Genomic DNA, 15,904 nt, shown 5'->3' on the forward strand with positions numbered 1-15,904 from the left:
CTCGCCGACTACATTTCCGGCTTCATGGGTACGGACAAGAAGTACCTGGGCGCACCCACCTTCGCCTACCAGATCGGCTACATCACCGTCAGCAAGGACGGCGCGGTCAGCTTTGAGGACCGGGGCTACAACAGCGACATCGATGCGCTGATGGCGGAGCTGGAGGGCCAGGGGTTCCACACCGAGGACACCATCACCAAGGCTGACACCACCCAGCAGAGCGAGGCCCCCGCTGACGAGCCGGAGGCCGCTCCCACCGAGAGCAGCGATGCCGAGGCCCACGACTGCGACCTGACGGTTTCCCTCCCCTCTGCCAGCCTCCCCTCCGAGGCACTGGCCAACCTCACCAACCTGCTCACCGCCAAGGGGCGGCTCATCCGAAAGGCCCTGGGGGTTGAGGCCCTCCCGGTCGAGGTCACGCCTGACATGGTCTCCTTCCCCTGGTTCGGGGGCCAGGACCTCGATGCCGATGAGGTCAAGACCTACACCCACCTGATTGCCAGCCTCTGCGAGATGGCCCGGACCCAGAAGCGCATCGCCGCCAAGGACCGGGACACCGAGAACGACAAGTATGCCTTCCGATGCTTCCTGCTCCGGCTGGGCTTCATCGGGGCCGAGTTCAAAACCGAACGGAAAATCCTCCTGCGAAACCTCTCCGGCAACAGTGCATTTAAGAGCGGTGACCAGCGAAAAACCGCTTGACTTTCTGGGGCTTTAGAGTGATGAATACCATACCCCAAAACAAAGGAGGATTTTCCATGAACATTCAGACCAATGCCCCTGACCGCAAGGCCCTGGCTCAGAGCCTGGGCACACACCTCGGTGTGGAGATTGCCTACAATGGGCCTCCCACCTTCGCCTACAAGGTCGGCGACCTGCTGGTGGAGCGCAACGGCTCCATCAGCGGCCCCGATGACCAGGTGGAGGCCCTCCGCAGCCACTTGGAGGCCAACGGCTGGCTCGACCGCGAGGTGGAGCAGGTCGCTGTCCCGGTTCCCGCCGAGGGGCTGACCGGCACTCAGCTCCGCAACCTCATCTACTCGCTCCACAGTAAGCAGTACCTTCTCAACCGGGTGTTGCGGCGGGATACATTCAGCATCTGCGATGAGCTGGTGGAGGCCATCGGCACCGCTGAGTGCGACCAGGCCGACCAGCTCCTCGCTGCCATTGCCAGCACCGAGAACGCCATCTCCGGCCTTGCGTTGGATGGGCAGACTGTCACTTTCGCTTTCCCCAGCACCGAGGACCCCGCCAAGGACGCAGCCCTCTCGGAGCTGCTCCACAGGGTGGTCGAGAATGCCAAGACCGCCACCCGCGTCAACCCCGCCGAGCTTAAGCCGGAGAACGAGAAATACTACCTTCGCGGCTGGCTCATCCGGCTTGGCTTCGCTGGAACCGATGGCAAGGAGGTCAGACGGGCCTTGCTGGAGGGGCTGAAGGGCCACACCGCTTTCCGCACCAAGGAGGATGCCGAGCGGTTCTCCGCCAACCAGAAGGCGAAACGTGCCGCCAAGAAAGCCGCTGCCGACCCGGATGCCGAGGTCGCAGAGGCCCCGGTTCCCGCTCCAGCGGAGGTCGATGCTGGTCAGGAAACGGCGGAGGAGCCGCTGACCCAGCAGGGCAACGCCACCAGCGAGGAGGGTGAACAATGCGCCTCCCTGACCGTGAGACCATTGCCCAAATGAGGGAGGTCTACCGACCCGGTACCAGGGTGGAGCTGCTCCGCATGGATGACCAACAGGCCCCGCCCATCGGTACCCTGGGGACGGTTCGGGGTGTGGATGACACTGGCTCGATCATGGTTGCCTGGGATGGCGGCGGCTCCCTCAGCGTTCTGTTCGGTGTGGACGAGTGCAGAAAGGTGGGCGGGTGAGATGCGGAGCATCATCAGAGAGTTCTACCTCGGAAACATTACCCCGGATGCCACCGCCATTAAGCACACCTCCGAGCTGAAAAAGGCGGTGCAGGAGGTATCCGATGCTGAATCCTTTCTCCGGGAACGTCTGGACGGCGAGTGCCTCGCCGCGCTGGAGCGGCTGGTGTCCGCCCAGCTCACCACCAGCACCACCACCGCCGAGGAACGCTACATGGACGGGTTTCGCACCGGGGCCAAGTTCATGCTGGACATCCTGACCGGCGAGAGTAAAAACCTGGCCCCGCTGGCGCAAACCGAGTCATAAACTACACAATTTCACTCCAGAATCCTTGTGTACTTTACGAATCGAATCAACTTGCTATATCTCCGTTTTAGAGCGAATATGGGTACACCGAAAGGGGAAACACCCCGCCGGATACACAAAAACGGAGGTCAGCACCATGAACGAGAAAATGAAAAACCAGGTCGCCGAGATGAAAAAGCAGACCATCGGGGTCGAGGTGGAGATGAACAGCATCACCCGCCAGAAAGCCGCCAAGCTCGCCGCCGAGTTCTTCGGCACCGGGCGGTTCGAGGACACCGCCTACCGCAACGGCTACTACACCTGGTCGGCCTGGGATGCCCAGGGCCGCGAGTGGAAGTTCCAGCGGGACGTGAGCATCGAGGGTCCGGACAGCGAGAAGTGCGAGATGGTCACGCCGATCCTCACCTACGCCGACATGGACACCCTCCAGGAGCTGGTGCGGCGGCTGCGCAAGGCCGGAGCCAAGAGCGACTACACCAGAGGGTGCGGAGTCCACATCCACATCGGGGCCAAGGGCCACACGGCCCAGACCCTCCGTAACCTGGCGAACATCATGGCCAGCCACGAGAGCCTTCTGGCGGATGCCCTGGCCCTCGACCACTACCGCATGAGCCGGTACTGCCGGACGGTCAGCCCCCGGTTCATTGAGACGGTCAACAGCCGCAAGCCCAGCACCATGAGCGAACTGGCCGACATTTGGTACAGCACCAACAACGCCACCTACGGCAGAAACCAGCACTATAACGACAGCCGCTACCATATGCTCAACCTCCACGCCACCTTCACCAAGGGCACGGTCGAGTTCCGGCTTTTCCAGTTCGACGCCCCCACCGCCGACCGCAGGAACGGCCTCCACGCCGGACAGCTCAAGAGCTACATTCAGCTTTGCCTCGCACTCAGCCAGATGGCGAAGTCGGTCAAGGCCGCCAGCCCCAAGCCCCAGCAGAATGACAACCCCAAGTACGCCATGCGCACCTGGCTCCTCCGCCTGGGCTTCATCGGCGAGGAATTCGCCACCGCCCGCGACCTGCTGACCCGCCGTCTCGCCGGGGATGCTGCCTTCCGCAACGGGCGCGCCGCTTGAAGGCATTAGCCGCAGGCCCCCTAAACCCGCCACCGAGCGGGCTTTAGGTGGTAGAAGGGCAAGCGCCCAAGGAAAGGAAGGTACAGAACATGGCAAACGCGAAACGGTACTACATCGCCTACGGCAGCAACCTCAATATCCCGCAGATGCGAGTACGCTGCCCTGGGGCTCGGGTCATCGGCACCTCGGTCATCCCCGACTATGAGCTGCTGTTCAAGGGGAGCAAGACCGGCTCCTACCTCACCATCGAGCCGAAGGCTGGGGCCAGCGTCCCGGTAGCGGCTTGGGAGGTCAGCGAGGACGATGAGCTGGCCCTGGACCACTATGAGGGGTTCCCCACCTTTTACTACAAGGCCGAGATGGTTCTGCCCATCAAGGGCATCCGCTCCGGGAAGGTCCGCAGCCGCAGGGTGTTCGTCTACATCATGCACGAGGAGCGGCTCCTTGGCCTCCCTTCTGCCGCCTATGTGCGGGTCTGCCGGGAAGGGTACGATGCCTTCGGTTTCGGCCAGCGGTACTTGACCGACGCCATCCAGAGGAGCGTGGAGGGGATGAGATGAAAGACAACATTTTTCGGATTTCGGTCTGCCCCAGGTGCGGTCAGGCTTACACCGCACCCCCGGCCACGGCCAGGGACGGTTCCGGCCCCATCTGCCCCGACTGCGGCACCAGAGAGGCGCTGGAGAGCATCGGGGTGGATACCAAAGAGCAGGACAAGATCATCGACACCATCCACCGCTGCCAGAGGGGGTGTGGACATGAGCACTAAACCGAGGACCGGGTTGGAAATTCTGAAGGCCCCCGGCACCACGGCTGGTGAGATCGCCGCCATTCTGGGCAAGGGCCATCCGCCCTTCGAGGAAGGCGAGGTACAGTGCGACCTGGTTGATTGCAAAGACTGCTGGCTGGCCTGGCTCACCACTGGAAAGATTCCCGCCCCTAAGTACAAACCCATCCGCTGACCATCAGCGGCGGCACAGCCCTTTGGGGCTGCTGCTCGTACTGAGGAAAGATACACGATCCCCACCGCGGATATTTGTGTACTTTAGCTCTCCGAATTATCTTGCTATTATCTTGATTAAGAGCGAATATGGGTACACCCGAAAAGGGGAACCACATTTTCAAAACGGAGGGCATGAACATGAAAACGAGATTTCAGAGGGAACTGAGCGGCGAGTTAGGTGCCTACTGGCAGCGGCAGGCCGAGGCCGAGCTGGAGCGGGTCAAGGCCGACCTGGACAGCGGCGCGATCACCATTGACGAGGCCGGAGTCGCTCGGAACTGCATCGGACGGGCCTTGATGGATGACCTGCTGGAGAAGCTCCTCCTGGTCACCGACAAGGCCGACAGCGCCGCGACACGGGCCGCACGAGAGGCCGAGGTCGAGGCCGACCTGGAATCCTACCGGGCCAACCGGAAGGCCCCCAGCGCAGAGGATTTGGCTGAGATGCGGGCCGCTTTCGGCGAGGGCACCAAGGTGGTGGACGTTATCACCGGCGAGGAAATCCAGCTCTGACACACCCCCAGGAGGACGGCCCGGAAGGGCCTGTTCCTCGTTATATGGCCCCATAACATACACAGTTTCCACCGAGTTTCTTTGTGTAGTTTATGCCCGGAATTGACTTGCTATTATCTCCGTTTAGAGCGAATATGGGTACACCGAAAGGGAAAACCACACTTTGAAAACGGAGGAAACGAACATGAAAAAGCTGAACACCAACAAGGCCCAGACCTACCGCCTGCCCCAGGCCACCACCCCGGAGGACCTTGAGACCCGGCTGATGCACAACGGCGGCACCCTCCTCACCTTCGGCGACCGCATCCTGGTCGCGGGGTACTTCTACGACCCCAGCGGGCGGAGCTACTACGGGGCCACCTACCGCTTCACCACCGCCGACCACACCTGCGAGGGCCGGGTGGAACTGGTCAGCATCTCCGAGGACACCTTCGAGGACAACGGCCACGCCATTGCCTGGGCGATGGCCCACTGAGGGAGGTGCGGACGATGACGAGGCAGAAAAAGGAGATCATCAAGAAGATTGACGATCTGGAGCAGTGGATCGAAGTTGACGAGGAGCTTGGCTGCGGATTCGCGCCAGCCGGGGCCTACGATGAGACGTACCGGGAAATCGACCGACTCCGGGAGGAACTGGCCCGGCTCCAGCACTACGCCAACGTGGAGGATATGCTCTACGACACGAGGGGCTGCGAGAACAGCGGATGCCCCTGGTGAACTGAACCAAAACCGAATACACCGAAGCATCAGCCCTCCGGGGCTGCTGCTCGTTACTGGCTTGCCGCTGGGCAGGCCATTTTTATACACTTTTTTCAGAGAGGAGGCGGTTCCGATGGCGACCCGAGGCCGCAAACCCAAGCCCACCGCAATCAAAGAGCTGGAAGGCAACCCCGGTAAGCGCCCGCTGAACGCCAACGAGCCGAAGCCGGAGCGCAAAGCCCCCCGCTGCCCAGCTTGGCTGGATGCCGAGGCCAAGCGGGAGTGGCGGCGCATGGGCAAGGTGCTGGAGCAGATGGGTATTCTCACCGAGCTGGACATGGCTGCATTCGCTGGCTACTGCCAAGCCTACGCCCGATGGAAAGAGGCGGAGGAGTTCATCACCCAGCATGGCTCCATGATCCGCACCCCCAACGGCTATCTCCAGCAAGTGCCGCAGGTGTCCATCGCCCAGACGAATATGAAAATCATGCTCCGCTTCTGTGAGCAATTCGGGCTGACCCCTTCCGCCCGGAGTCGGATCATCGCCGGGGACGGCTCGGTGGAGCCAGCGGACGAGATGGAGAAACTGCTGGGAGGTGGCTCCTGATGGCTTACGAATACACCCCATCCAAGTTTATGCTCCCCAGCTCCCACTACGACAAGGGCAAGGCTGACCGAGCCGTCACCTTCATCCAGAACCTCTGTCATACCAAGGGCAAGTGGGCCGGGACCCCGTTCATGCTGCTCCCCTGGCAGGAGCAGATCGTCCGGGACATCTTCGGCATCGTGAAGGAGAACGGCAAACGGCAGTTCCTCACTGCTTATGTGGAGATACCCAAGAAACAGGGCAAGTCGGAGCTGGCGGCTGCGGTGGCTCTGTATCTGCTCTACGCTGACAATGAGCAGTCGGCGGAGGTCTACGGCGCAGCCTGTGACCGCAACCAGGCATCCATCGTTTTCGATGTGGCAAAGCAGATGGTGCAGATGTCCCCAGCCCTCATGCGCCGCTCCAAGATCACCGCCGCCCAGAAACGCATCGTGAACTACAGCAACAACGGCTACTACCAGGTGCTTTCGGCAGAGACCGGCACCAAGCATGGCCTGAACGTATCCGGGCTGGTATTTGACGAGATACACGCCCAGCCCAACCGTCAGCTCTACGATGTCCTCACCAAAGGCTCCGGCGATGCCCGCGAACAGCCGCTGTTCTTCATCATCACCACCGCTGGCACGAACAAGAACAGCATCTGCTATGAGCTGCATACCAAGGCCCTCGACCTGCTGGGCAGCAGGAAGAATGACCCCACGTTCTACCCCGTGGTGTACGGCCTGGGCCTTGAGGACGATTGGACGGACGAGGCCAACTGGTACAAAGCCAATCCTTCCCTGGGCCACACGATCTCCATCGACCGGGTGCGGGAGGCATACCAGAACGCCTTGGACAACCCAGCCGAGGAGAACGTGTTCAAGCAGCTCCGCTTGAATATCTGGACATCCGCTACTGTGTGCTGGATACCAGAGCACATCTATGACCGGGGGAACCGCCCTATCGACTTGGACGATCTCTATGGTCGGGAGTGCTTTGGGGGCCTCGACCTCTCCAGCACATCGGACATCACCGCACTCTCTCTGGTGTTCCCACCACGGTCGGAGGAGGAGTCCTATATCGTGCTTCCATTCTTCTGGCTCCCGGAGGAAACGCTGGAGCTGCGGTGCCGCCGTGACCACGTCTTTTACGATGTGTGGAAGCGACAGGGCTTTATCAATACCACCGAGGGGAACGTGGTTCACTATGGCTTTATCGAAAAGTTCATCGAGGACTTGGGCGAACGGTATAACATCCGGGAGATTGCCTTCGACCGCTGGAATGCCACCCAGATGGTACAAAATTTGGAGGACATGGGCTTTACCGTGGTGCCATTCGGTCAGGGCTACAAGGATATGTCGCCGCCATCCAAGGAGCTTTACAAGCTACTGATGGAGGGACGCATCAACCACGGCGGCAACCCGGTCTTGAAGTGGATGGCCCAGAACGTAGTCATGCACCAGGACCCGGCTGGCAACATCAAGCCGGACAAGGACAAATCCACAGAAAAAATAGATGGCATCGTGGCAACGATCATGGCCCTCGACCGGGCCATCCGCAGCCAGGATGCCACTTCTGTTTATGATACCAGGGGTCTGCTGTTCATCTGACTGCCGCCGACAGGGGACACGCCAGCCGGTATTCGAGGAGGTGGCTCAGTAGTTTCCTCGGCTCCACACCAAGTCGGGTTGCAAGGCCCTCCATGTGTGCGTCTATGAGGCCAAGGTTTCTCTCCTCGAACCGGCTTTTCTCCTCCTCGGTCTTCAGCACTACGCTATCGCACAGGCCGACCAGTTCTGCTCCCAGCCCCTCAAAGCACTTTTGAGAGGAAACATTGTCCACCTCTACCACCGCACGAAACTCGCCCTTCCCGGTTATGCGCTGAACTTCGTTAAGATAGAGGCGGATACTCTGCGGCCCAAGGCCCCGCTTGGTGTACTTCGCATCCAGCTCAATGGCTATTTCCCAGATGGCAACGCTGGTGTCCTTAATGCCAACGTAGCCAATGGGGGTGTCGTTTTCCTCGATGATGCAATAGAACACCTCCGGGGGCGAAACCTCGGTAATGAACAGGCTTTGATTCTTCTCCTTTGCCGATTTGTACGCCGATTCATATAGGAGCGAATACTGGACTCTGACACCCCGGTAGAATTCCTCGTCCTCCGGCCTGATCGGGCGGATGAGGAGGCCCTCGCTTTCAACAAATACGCTCTGTGATTTTTGCAGTGAAAAATCCCATGCTTCTTTTTCCGGCAGTGGTTGCTCCGCTTGTTGAATGATATCGTCAATGGTGTCCTTCAACACCTCTCTCCAGTTTGGCGTGTCAGCAGGCAGACCCTCCAGCCTATCAAGGATTTCCTGGTAAAACCCTTTGGTCTGATCCTGCTGTGCCTTTTTATAAATGTCGCCCACATCAACATCCCCTTTTAGTATGAGAATAGCAGCTCTGGGCCGCTCACCTGCAAACTGCGCCTTTAAAATACACAATTCAGTCGAGGCAGGATTGTGTACTATATGCTATGAATGGACTTGCTATTATCCCCGTTTAGAGCGAATATGGGTACACCGAAAGGGAAAACAAAAAACGGAGGAAACGAACATGAAGGCAGCGGTTGGGATGAAGGTCGAGGGCTACAAGAGCCAGTGCATTGGATTGATTATTGACGCCACCCGGTACTACGGCACCATCACCAAGGTCAACAAGAAAAGCATCCGGGTCCAGCTCCACGAGATGGTCAGCACCAGCGGCAAGAAGGAGAAGGGCCGGTTCCCGATGAACACCGAGGTCACCTACACCTTCTGGAAAACCACCTCGGATGGCAGGGACCTCTACCGCAGCGAGGGGCGGCTCCACGGGATCATCACCCTCTAAGGCCAACACGCACAGCCCTCCGGGGCTGTTGCTCGTTCAGCCTTTCGGCTTATACTTGTTGGGGATGTCCAGCACCCCCGCCTTCCAGAGTTTAAACTGCGCATTCATGCAGGTGCCACAGGGACGATACCCAGCGGCTTGGGCGGTCGCTTCATCTTTGAAGAACACACGCACCTCCGCGTAGCCCTGGGAAAGGCTGCGGAGCGCGGCTGGGCAATCCAGCCGACCATAGATTTTGGCTTTGCGATTGCCCCCGAGCAGTCCTTTTGTTTCAGACAGGTATTCCTTCCCGTCTGGGCCAATCAGCTTATACAATTTCTTTTCCTCCGACATGGGCCTGACCTCCAATTTTTCATATGCAGATTTTAACACAGCACTCGCCACTTCACAAGGGGCGGTGCTTTTCTTTTCCCATTTTCTATGAAGGAGCGTGATTATTATGGGCTTTTTCAGCAGCTTGTTCCGTTCGCGGGACGCCCCTCAAAACCGAACAGTCGGTAGCGGCTACACCTTTTACTTCGGTGGCACGACTTCCGGCAAATCAGTTACGGAGCGGTCCGCCATGCAGATGACGGCGGTGTATTCCTGTGTTCGTGTCTTGGCAGAGGCCGTGGCGGGCCTGCCCCTCTGCCTCTACCGCTACACCGAGGACGGCGGGAAGGAGAAGGCCATCGACCACCCGCTGTATCTGCTGCTCCATGACGAGCCAAACCCAGAGATGAGTTCCTTTGTATTCCGGGAGACGCTCATGACGCATCTGCTTCTCTGGGGCAATGCCTATGCGCAGATCATCCGCAATGGCCGTGGTGAGGTTGTTGCTCTGTATCCGTTGATGCCCAACAAGATGACGGTTGACCGGGATTCCAACGGCCAGCTCTACTACCAGTACAGTCGTTCCAGCGATGAAGCGCCGACCCTGAGTGGCTCAACAGTAAGCCTTCATCCTGCTGATGTGCTGCACATCCCCGGCTTGGGCTTTGACGGGCTGGTGGGCTACTCGCCCATTGCCATGGCGAAGAACGCCATCGGCATGGCAATCGCCTGTGAGGAGTACGGGGCGAAGTTCTTCGCCAACGGCGCGGCTCCGGGCGGTGTCCTGGAACATCCCGGTACCATCAAAGACCCCCAGCGGGTGCGGGAGAGCTGGCAGTCCACCTTCGGCGGCAGCGGCAACGCCAACAAGATCGCCGTTCTGGAGGAGGGCATGAAATACACGCCCATCGGCATCTCGCCGGAGCAGGCACAATTCCTCGAAACCCGGAAGTTCCAGATCAATGAGATCGCTCGTATCTTCCGGGTGCCGCCCCACATGGTGGGCGACCTGGAAAAATCCAGCTTCTCCAATATTGAGCAACAGTCCCTTGAGTTTGTGAAATACACGCTGGACCCGTGGGTAGTGCGATGGGAACAGTCGCTGACACGCTCCCTTCTCTCAACCGATGAAAAGAAACGGTTTTTTGTGAAGTTCACCCTGGAGGGCCTGTTGCGTGGCGACTATGCCAGCAGAATGAGCGGCTACGCCACCGCTCGTCAGAACGGCTGGATGTCCGCCAATGATATCCGGGAATTGGAGAATCTTGACCGAATCCCGGCTGAATTAGGCGGCGACCTTTACCTCATCAACGGCAATATGCTCCCGCTTGAAAAGGCGGGGGCTTTTGCAAATGTCAACACCGATTCTGAGAAGAAGGAGGAAAGCACAAGTGAATAAGTTTTGGAACTTCGCCAGCAACAGCGATGGCACCCGGACGCTTTATCTCTGCGGCTCCATCGCAGAGGATAGCTGGTTTGATGATGATGTCACCCCCAAGGCATTCAGGGCAGAACTGGAAGCCGGAACGGGTGACATTGTTGTTTGGATCAACTCTCCGGGCGGCGACTGTGTGGCAGCGGCGCAAATCTACAATATGCTCATGGATTACCCCCACGATGTGACCGTGAAAATTGACGGTATTGCCGCCAGTGCCGCGTCCGTCATCGCTATGGCTGGCACCAAAGTCCTCATGTCCCCTGCGGCCCTGATGATGATCCACAATCCGCTCACCATTGCCATTGGGGACAGCGAGGAAATGCAGAAGGCCATCGATATGCTGGCCGAGGTCAAGGAGAGCATCATCAATGCCTATGAGATCAAGACCAACCTCTCCCGCGCCAAGCTGTCCCACCTTATGGACGCAGAAACCTGGATGAACGCTAACAAGGCCATCGAGCTGGGCTTTGCGGATGACTTCTTATTCAAGTCCGCCGAAGACACCGCACCCGCCGAGAACAGCTTTGCGTTCAGCCGGAGGGCGGTCACTAACTCGCTGCTCTCCAAGGTCAGCAAAAAGTCCGCTCCTGCGCACGATCCAAGCACAGACCATGCGGGTACCCCTATCACCGATCTCGAAAAGAGATTGAATCTCATCAAGCCTTAAGGAGGAAAAATTTATGAGCAAGATCAATGACCTGCGCGTTCAGCGCGCCAAGACCTGGGAGGACGCCAAGGCTTTCCTGGACTCTCACCGCAAGAATGGAATCCTCTCCGCCGAGGACACTGCGACCTATGAGAAGATGGAGCAGGAGATCGTTGACCTGGGCCACGAGATCGAGCGCCAGGAGCGGCTGGACTCCTTCGAGCGCGAGATGAATGCCCCCACCGCCAAGCCGCTCACCGGCAAGCCTGAGACTGCGAAAACCGACAGCAAGACCGGCCTCGCCTCTGACGAGTATAAGGCGGCTTTCTGGAACCAGGTGCGGGCCAAGGACGGCATCCCCTCTGCTGTGCGTGATGCGTTGAGCGAGGGTGTCGATTCTGAGGGCGGCTACCTGGTGCCGGACGAGTTCGAGCATACGCTGGTCCAGGCCCTCTCAATGAACAACATCGTTCGTGACCATGCCCACGTCTTCACCACCAACTCCGGCACCCACAAAATCCCTGTGGTCACCTCCAAGGGAACTGCGGCCTGGGTGGATGAGGGCGGCACCATCACCGAGGCTGACGATGTGTTCAGCCAGCAGCTCATCGGTGCCCACAAGGTGGCCACGATCATCAAGGTTTCCGAGGAACTGCTGAACGATGCCGCTTTCGACTTGGAAAAGTATTTCTCCACCGAGTTCGCCCGCCGCATCGGTAACACCGAGGAGGATGCTTTCCTGAACGGCAATGGTGTGGGCAAGCCCACCGGCATCTTTGACAAGACCGCTGGCGCTCAGATCGGAGTCACCGCAGGGTCCGCCACCGCCATCACCGCCGATGAGATCATCGACCTCTTCTATAGCTTGGATGGTGCGTACCGCCGGGAGGCCATCTGGGTGCTGAACGACACCACCATCAAGGCCATCCGCAAGCTGAAGGACAATAACGGCCAGTATCTGTGGCAGCCCGCTCTCCACGAGGGTACCTTCGATACCCTTCTGGGCAAGCGCATCTTCACTTCTCCGTATGTGCCTGAGATCGGCGCTGGCAAGAAGTCCATTGCTTTCGGCGACTTCTCCTTCTACTGGATTGGTGACCGCCAGGGCATCACCTTCCGCCGCCTGAACGAGCGGTATGCCGAGTCCGGCCAGGTCGGTTTCCTGGCATCCAAGCGGCTGGACGGCAAGCTGGTGCTGCCGGAGGCCATCAAGGTCCTCCAGCAGAAGAGCGGCTCCGGCTCCGGCACCTGATAAGCATCAGCCCAGAGGCCCCGGTAAAGACGCACCGGGGCCTCTCCACTTTAAGGAGGTGAGGTCGTGACCGTTTCGCTGAAGGAGGCCAAGAAGTACCTCCGGGTCGACCATGACGATGATGACACCATCATTTGGAAGTTAATCCGAGCCGCAGAAACGCTGTGCGAGGGTACGCTGCGGAAGGCTGTGGAGCCTGTCCCCATCAACAAGGTGGCGGTACTGTTCGCTGTGGCCTACCTCTACGAACACCGGGAGAATGCCGACATGGACGAGCTGACCCGGATGCTCCGCTACATCCTCGCTACCGAACGGGAGGTGGCCTTCTGATGGAGATCGCCAAGTTACGCTCCCGCATCACTATCCAGCACAGCGAGGTGGTCACCGATGCCATCGGCAACCACACCAACGTCTGGGTGGACTACTGGTCCTGCGCAGCCTACGCCAACCTTGCCTCCGGGAAAGAGTACGGGGCCGCTGGGCTGACGCTGGGCAGCGACACCCTGGTGTTCGAGGTGCGCTGGTGTGAGCGCCTCCGGGAGCTAAACAGTACCAAGTTCCGCATTCTGTTCGGCGGCAATATCTACAACATCACCTGCGTGGACGATGTGCAGTTCCGGCATGAAAAGCTGAAGCTGACCGCCCAGCGGGAAAGGCGGTGACGGTATGGCTCGTGACAGGGTATCCATCGACCAGTTCCCCGGCGCGGTCATGGCCCAGCTTGAGGAATATGTGTCCATGGCCTCGGACGAGGTCAAAGAGGCCGTCCGTACCGTCAGTGAGGACGTGAAGGCCGAGATACAGTCCCGCGCCCCGGTCAAGACCGGGAAGTACAAAAAGAGCTGGACCGTCACCAAGGTGGAGGAGACCGCCCAATCACTGGTGAACACTGTCCACTCGGCAAAGCACTACCGGCTGACCCATCTGCTGGAGAACGGTCACGCCAAGCGGGGCGGCGGCAGGACGAGGGCATTCCCTCACATCGCCCCCGGCGAGGCCCTGGCGGAGAAGGAGCTGCTGGGGATAGTGGAAAGGAAGCTGAGAGGATGACGAGAGCAGATGTTCCCGCTCTGCTGGAGCGGCTGGGGTTCCCCTTCGCCTATGACCACTTTGCCGAAGGCGAGGGGCCGGACCCGCCCTTCCTGGTGTACCGCTATCCCAAGGCCGACAACTTCGCTGCCGATGGGGTGGCCTACTTCAAGCAGGATGTCCTCCATATCGAGGTCTACACCGACAAAAAGGACCCGGCTCTGGAGGAGCAGATCGAGGCCGCTCTGGATGAGGGCGGCATTTTTTATGGCAAAGGCGAGACATGGATCGACAGCGAAAAGCTGTACGAGGTCCTTTATGAAATGGAGGTATCTGCATGAGCAGCACCAATAAGCGCAACAAGGTCAAGTTCAATATCTGCAACGTCCACTATGCCCCGCTCTCCCAGGACAACGATGGGAAGTACACCTGGGCGACCCCTGTGGCCCTCCCCGGCGCGGTGTCCCTGTCCCTGGACCCCGAGGGGGAGCCGGAGAGCTTCTATGCGGACGGCATCGAGTACTACGTCATCAACAACAACCAGGGCTATGACGGCGACCTGGAGGTGGCCCTCATCCCGGAGTCCTTCCGGCGGGACATCCTCATGGAGACCACGGATGCCAACAGCGTCCTGCTGGAGAACGCTGCCAGCGAGACGGGCAAGTTTGCCCTGCTGTTCGAGTTCGATGGGGATGTGCGGAAGATCCGCCACGTCCTCTACAACTGCTCCGCCTCCCGCCCCTCCATCTCCGCCAAGACCAACGAGGAGAACCGGGAGGTGCAGACCGAGACTCTGACCGTCAAGGCCCGGCCCCTGTCCACCGGCTATGTGAAGGCCAAGACCGGCGACTCCACCACGGCCAGCGTCTACAACAACTGGTACAAGAGCGTCTATCAGCCTGCCGACACCCCGGCTGTGGACGAGGATGCCGCCGCTGGCGGTCAGGGCTAAAGGAGGGCTGAGATATGGGTATCAAGCGCACCATCGAGATCGACGGCCAGGAGGTGGCGTTCAAGGCCAGTGCCGCCATCCCCCGCATCTACCGGCTGAAGTTCCACCGGGACATCTATAAAGACCTCGCCGCGCTGGAAAAGAGCGTGGGCGAGAACACCGAGAGCGGCTCTGGGCTGGATATGTTCTCTCTGGAGATGTTCGAGAACATCGCCTACATCATGGCGAAGCACGCCGACCCCGCCGCCGTCCCGGATTCCCCGGAGGACTGGCTGGACAGCTTCAACACCTTCTCCATCTACCAGGTGCTGCCCCAGCTCATTGAGCTGTGGGGGCTGAACGTGCAGACGGATGTTCAGTCTAAAAAAAACTTCGCCCGACTGACCGGGAAATGACCACGCCGTTGTTCCTGCTCCGCTGTTTGCAGGTCGGGCTGTCCCTCCGGGACCTCGACCTGCTGACGGTGGGCATGGTCAACGACATTTTCGCGGAGCATCTCAACGATGACTGTAAGTACGCAACCCTGGCGACCCAGGAAGATTTCGACCGTTTTTGATGCCTGATGGTTGACTCTGCGGCAGCAGTACGGTTTCATGGCTTGGGGTGCTGGCCCTGATCTATGAGAACAAGCGTTAGGAGCGGTCATATGGGCATAGTAAAATCGGGGGACGAGCCTCTCCTTTTCTCAAAAGAACAAACAGGCTTCACGGTATTGGATTTTTGGCGTTGGAGCTTCTCCGATCTGCTTGATAATGTGTTGCGCGGCTCTTTTTGCGAATTTGTTGTTGGAGCCGCCCTTGGGGTAGACCTATCTGCTGGCCGGACGAATTGGGCACCTTGGGACATCACGTTCCCTTATTCATGGGAAGACGCCGCTGGCAGGCACGACTTTATTCGTGTCGAGGTGAAAAACTCCTCATATCTGCAATCCTGGAATGACGGCAAACTATCAAAAATCAGCTTTGGCATCGCCCCCAAGGAGGTCGCAGACCCGGCGCAGGGCATTATTGGGGAAAAGAAACGGCAGTCGGATGTCTATGTCTTTTGCCACTATAAAGCGAAGGACAAGGCTACTGCTGACCCACTCGTGCTTGACGATTGGGATTTCTATATTGTATCCACAAAGGTCCTGGACGATAGATGCGCAGGGCAAAAAAGCATCGGCCTGGCTTCGCTGCAAAATCTCCGCCACATCAGAACTGACTTTCCGGGAATTAGGGATGCTGTCATTCGCTGTGTGCTGGGGTAAGTAAACCCGGCCCAAAACCACATATCATTTCAAAGAGTCGAGAAATCGGCTCTTTCTTTTTGCCCATTTTTCTGACAAGGAGGTGTTTT

Annotated in this window: 26 protein-coding genes and 1 pseudogene; 25 read left to right on the forward strand and 2 right to left on the reverse strand. The window is 59.0% G+C overall.

What is annotated here, in order from left to right; genetic code table 11:
- Positions 1-24: 24 nt before the first annotated feature.
- From VSQ30_RS18635 to VSQ30_RS18695, 13 genes are all read left to right on the forward strand, one after another.
- Positions 25-702, forward strand: a complete 678-nt coding sequence (locus tag VSQ30_RS18635; protein WP_334466395.1) for a virulence protein — start codon at positions 25-27, stop codon at positions 700-702.
- A gap of 17 nt (positions 703-719) precedes the next feature.
- Positions 720-1,685: a hypothetical protein gene (locus tag VSQ30_RS18640; protein ID WP_334466398.1), complete on the forward strand. Its 966-nt coding sequence runs from the start codon at positions 720-722 to the stop codon at positions 1,683-1,685.
- Positions 1,649-1,873 carry a DUF4314 domain-containing protein gene (locus VSQ30_RS18645; protein ID WP_334466400.1) on the forward strand — a complete coding sequence of 75 codons (225 nt, stop codon included), beginning with the start codon at positions 1,649-1,651 and terminating at the stop codon, positions 1,871-1,873. The genes VSQ30_RS18640 and VSQ30_RS18645 overlap by 37 nt, the downstream gene beginning before the upstream one ends.
- A 1-nt stretch (position 1,874) precedes the next feature.
- Positions 1,875-2,180, forward strand: a complete 306-nt coding sequence (locus VSQ30_RS18650; RefSeq protein ID WP_334466403.1) for a DUF6809 family protein — start codon at positions 1,875-1,877, stop codon at positions 2,178-2,180.
- Between the two features lie 136 nt (positions 2,181-2,316).
- Positions 2,317-3,264, forward strand: coding sequence for an amidoligase family protein (locus VSQ30_RS18655; RefSeq protein WP_334467006.1), 948 nt, complete (start codon positions 2,317-2,319; stop codon positions 3,262-3,264).
- A gap of 89 nt (positions 3,265-3,353) precedes the next feature.
- On the forward strand, positions 3,354-3,824 hold the full coding sequence (locus tag VSQ30_RS18660) for a gamma-glutamylcyclotransferase family protein (protein ID WP_334466405.1): 471 nt from the start codon (positions 3,354-3,356) through the stop codon (positions 3,822-3,824).
- A complete protein-coding gene (locus VSQ30_RS18665; protein WP_334466407.1) occupies positions 3,821-4,033 on the forward strand; it encodes a hypothetical protein in 213 nt (70 codons plus the stop codon). The genes VSQ30_RS18660 and VSQ30_RS18665 overlap by 4 nt, the downstream gene beginning before the upstream one ends.
- Positions 4,023-4,226, forward strand: a complete 204-nt coding sequence (locus tag VSQ30_RS18670) for a hypothetical protein (RefSeq protein ID WP_334466410.1) — start codon at positions 4,023-4,025, stop codon at positions 4,224-4,226. The genes VSQ30_RS18665 and VSQ30_RS18670 overlap by 11 nt, the downstream gene beginning before the upstream one ends.
- 179 nt (positions 4,227-4,405) lie before the next feature.
- Positions 4,406-4,780: a hypothetical protein gene (locus tag VSQ30_RS18675; RefSeq protein ID WP_334466413.1), complete on the forward strand. Its 375-nt coding sequence runs from the start codon at positions 4,406-4,408 to the stop codon at positions 4,778-4,780.
- Positions 4,781-4,943: 163 nt separating this feature from the next.
- Positions 4,944-5,255, forward strand: coding sequence for an Nmad4 family putative nucleotide modification protein (locus VSQ30_RS18680; RefSeq protein ID WP_334466415.1), 312 nt, complete (start codon positions 4,944-4,946; stop codon positions 5,253-5,255).
- Positions 5,256-5,269: 14 nt separating this feature from the next.
- Positions 5,270-5,497 (forward strand): hypothetical protein, encoded by a 228-nt coding sequence (locus tag VSQ30_RS18685; protein WP_334466416.1) that lies wholly within the window; start codon positions 5,270-5,272, stop codon positions 5,495-5,497.
- 115 nt (positions 5,498-5,612) lie between these two features.
- Positions 5,613-6,086 (forward strand): phage terminase small subunit P27 family, encoded by a 474-nt coding sequence (locus VSQ30_RS18690; protein WP_334466419.1) that lies wholly within the window; start codon positions 5,613-5,615, stop codon positions 6,084-6,086.
- A complete protein-coding gene (locus VSQ30_RS18695) occupies positions 6,086-7,675 on the forward strand; it encodes a terminase large subunit (RefSeq protein ID WP_334466422.1) in 1,590 nt (529 codons plus the stop codon). The genes VSQ30_RS18690 and VSQ30_RS18695 overlap by 1 nt, the downstream gene beginning before the upstream one ends.
- Here the strand turns inward: VSQ30_RS18695 and VSQ30_RS18700 are convergent.
- Complete coding sequence (locus VSQ30_RS18700) at positions 7,668-8,477, reverse strand: GNAT family N-acetyltransferase (protein ID WP_334466424.1); 810 nt, start codon at positions 8,475-8,477, stop codon at positions 7,668-7,670. The genes VSQ30_RS18695 and VSQ30_RS18700 overlap by 8 nt on opposite strands.
- Before the next feature lie 187 nt (positions 8,478-8,664).
- Between VSQ30_RS18700 and VSQ30_RS18705 the strand changes: the two genes are divergently transcribed.
- Entirely contained in the window at positions 8,665-8,937 is a 273-nt protein-coding gene (locus VSQ30_RS18705; protein WP_334466426.1) for a hypothetical protein, read from the forward strand.
- 36 nt (positions 8,938-8,973) lie between these two features.
- On the opposite strand, the gene VSQ30_RS18710 is transcribed toward VSQ30_RS18705, so the two are convergent.
- Complete coding sequence (locus VSQ30_RS18710) at positions 8,974-9,270, reverse strand: Ada metal-binding domain-containing protein (protein WP_334466429.1); 297 nt, start codon at positions 9,268-9,270, stop codon at positions 8,974-8,976.
- Positions 9,271-9,376: 106 nt separating this feature from the next.
- Between VSQ30_RS18710 and VSQ30_RS18715 the strand changes: the two are divergent.
- From VSQ30_RS18715 to VSQ30_RS18765, 11 genes and pseudogenes are all read left to right on the forward strand, one after another.
- Positions 9,377-10,645 (forward strand): annotated as a pseudogene (locus tag VSQ30_RS18715) (phage portal protein); the annotation flags it as partial.
- Complete coding sequence (locus tag VSQ30_RS18720; RefSeq protein WP_334466431.1) at positions 10,641-11,354, forward strand: head maturation protease, ClpP-related; 714 nt, start codon at positions 10,641-10,643, stop codon at positions 11,352-11,354. The pseudogene VSQ30_RS18715 and the gene VSQ30_RS18720, both read left to right, overlap by 5 nt.
- Before the next feature lie 13 nt (positions 11,355-11,367).
- Positions 11,368-12,585 carry a phage major capsid protein gene (locus VSQ30_RS18725; RefSeq protein ID WP_334466434.1) on the forward strand — a complete coding sequence of 406 codons (1,218 nt, stop codon included), beginning with the start codon at positions 11,368-11,370 and terminating at the stop codon, positions 12,583-12,585.
- Positions 12,586-12,651: 66 nt separating this feature from the next.
- A complete protein-coding gene (locus VSQ30_RS18730; RefSeq protein WP_334466437.1) occupies positions 12,652-12,915 on the forward strand; it encodes a head-tail connector protein in 264 nt (87 codons plus the stop codon).
- Complete coding sequence (locus VSQ30_RS18735) at positions 12,915-13,247, forward strand: phage head closure protein (RefSeq protein WP_334466440.1); 333 nt, start codon at positions 12,915-12,917, stop codon at positions 13,245-13,247. Before VSQ30_RS18730 ends, VSQ30_RS18735 begins: the two co-directional genes overlap by 1 nt.
- Positions 13,248-13,251: 4 nt before the next feature.
- Positions 13,252-13,635, forward strand: coding sequence for an HK97 gp10 family phage protein (locus tag VSQ30_RS18740; protein WP_334466443.1), 384 nt, complete (start codon positions 13,252-13,254; stop codon positions 13,633-13,635).
- Positions 13,632-13,955 carry a hypothetical protein gene (locus VSQ30_RS18745; RefSeq protein ID WP_334466446.1) on the forward strand — a complete coding sequence of 108 codons (324 nt, stop codon included), beginning with the start codon at positions 13,632-13,634 and terminating at the stop codon, positions 13,953-13,955. The genes VSQ30_RS18740 and VSQ30_RS18745 overlap by 4 nt, the downstream gene beginning before the upstream one ends.
- A complete protein-coding gene (locus VSQ30_RS18750) occupies positions 13,952-14,566 on the forward strand; it encodes a major tail protein (protein ID WP_334466448.1) in 615 nt (204 codons plus the stop codon). The genes VSQ30_RS18745 and VSQ30_RS18750 overlap by 4 nt, the downstream gene beginning before the upstream one ends.
- 14 nt (positions 14,567-14,580) lie before the next feature.
- Positions 14,581-14,961 carry a hypothetical protein gene (locus VSQ30_RS18755; RefSeq protein WP_334466450.1) on the forward strand — a complete coding sequence of 127 codons (381 nt, stop codon included), beginning with the start codon at positions 14,581-14,583 and terminating at the stop codon, positions 14,959-14,961.
- Entirely contained in the window at positions 14,958-15,122 is a 165-nt protein-coding gene (locus VSQ30_RS18760; protein ID WP_322204373.1) for a hypothetical protein, read from the forward strand. Before VSQ30_RS18755 ends, VSQ30_RS18760 begins: the two co-directional genes overlap by 4 nt.
- 90 nt (positions 15,123-15,212) lie before the next feature.
- The gene (locus tag VSQ30_RS18765; RefSeq protein WP_334466457.1) at positions 15,213-15,815 is read left to right on the forward strand and encodes a hypothetical protein; all 603 of its coding nucleotides are present in this window, start codon (positions 15,213-15,215) and stop codon (positions 15,813-15,815) included.
- Positions 15,816-15,904 lie beyond the last annotated feature (89 nt).

Source organism: Acutalibacter sp. JLR.KK004 (assembly GCF_036941085.1).
Lineage (GTDB): Bacteria > Bacillota > Clostridia > Oscillospirales > Acutalibacteraceae > Acutalibacter.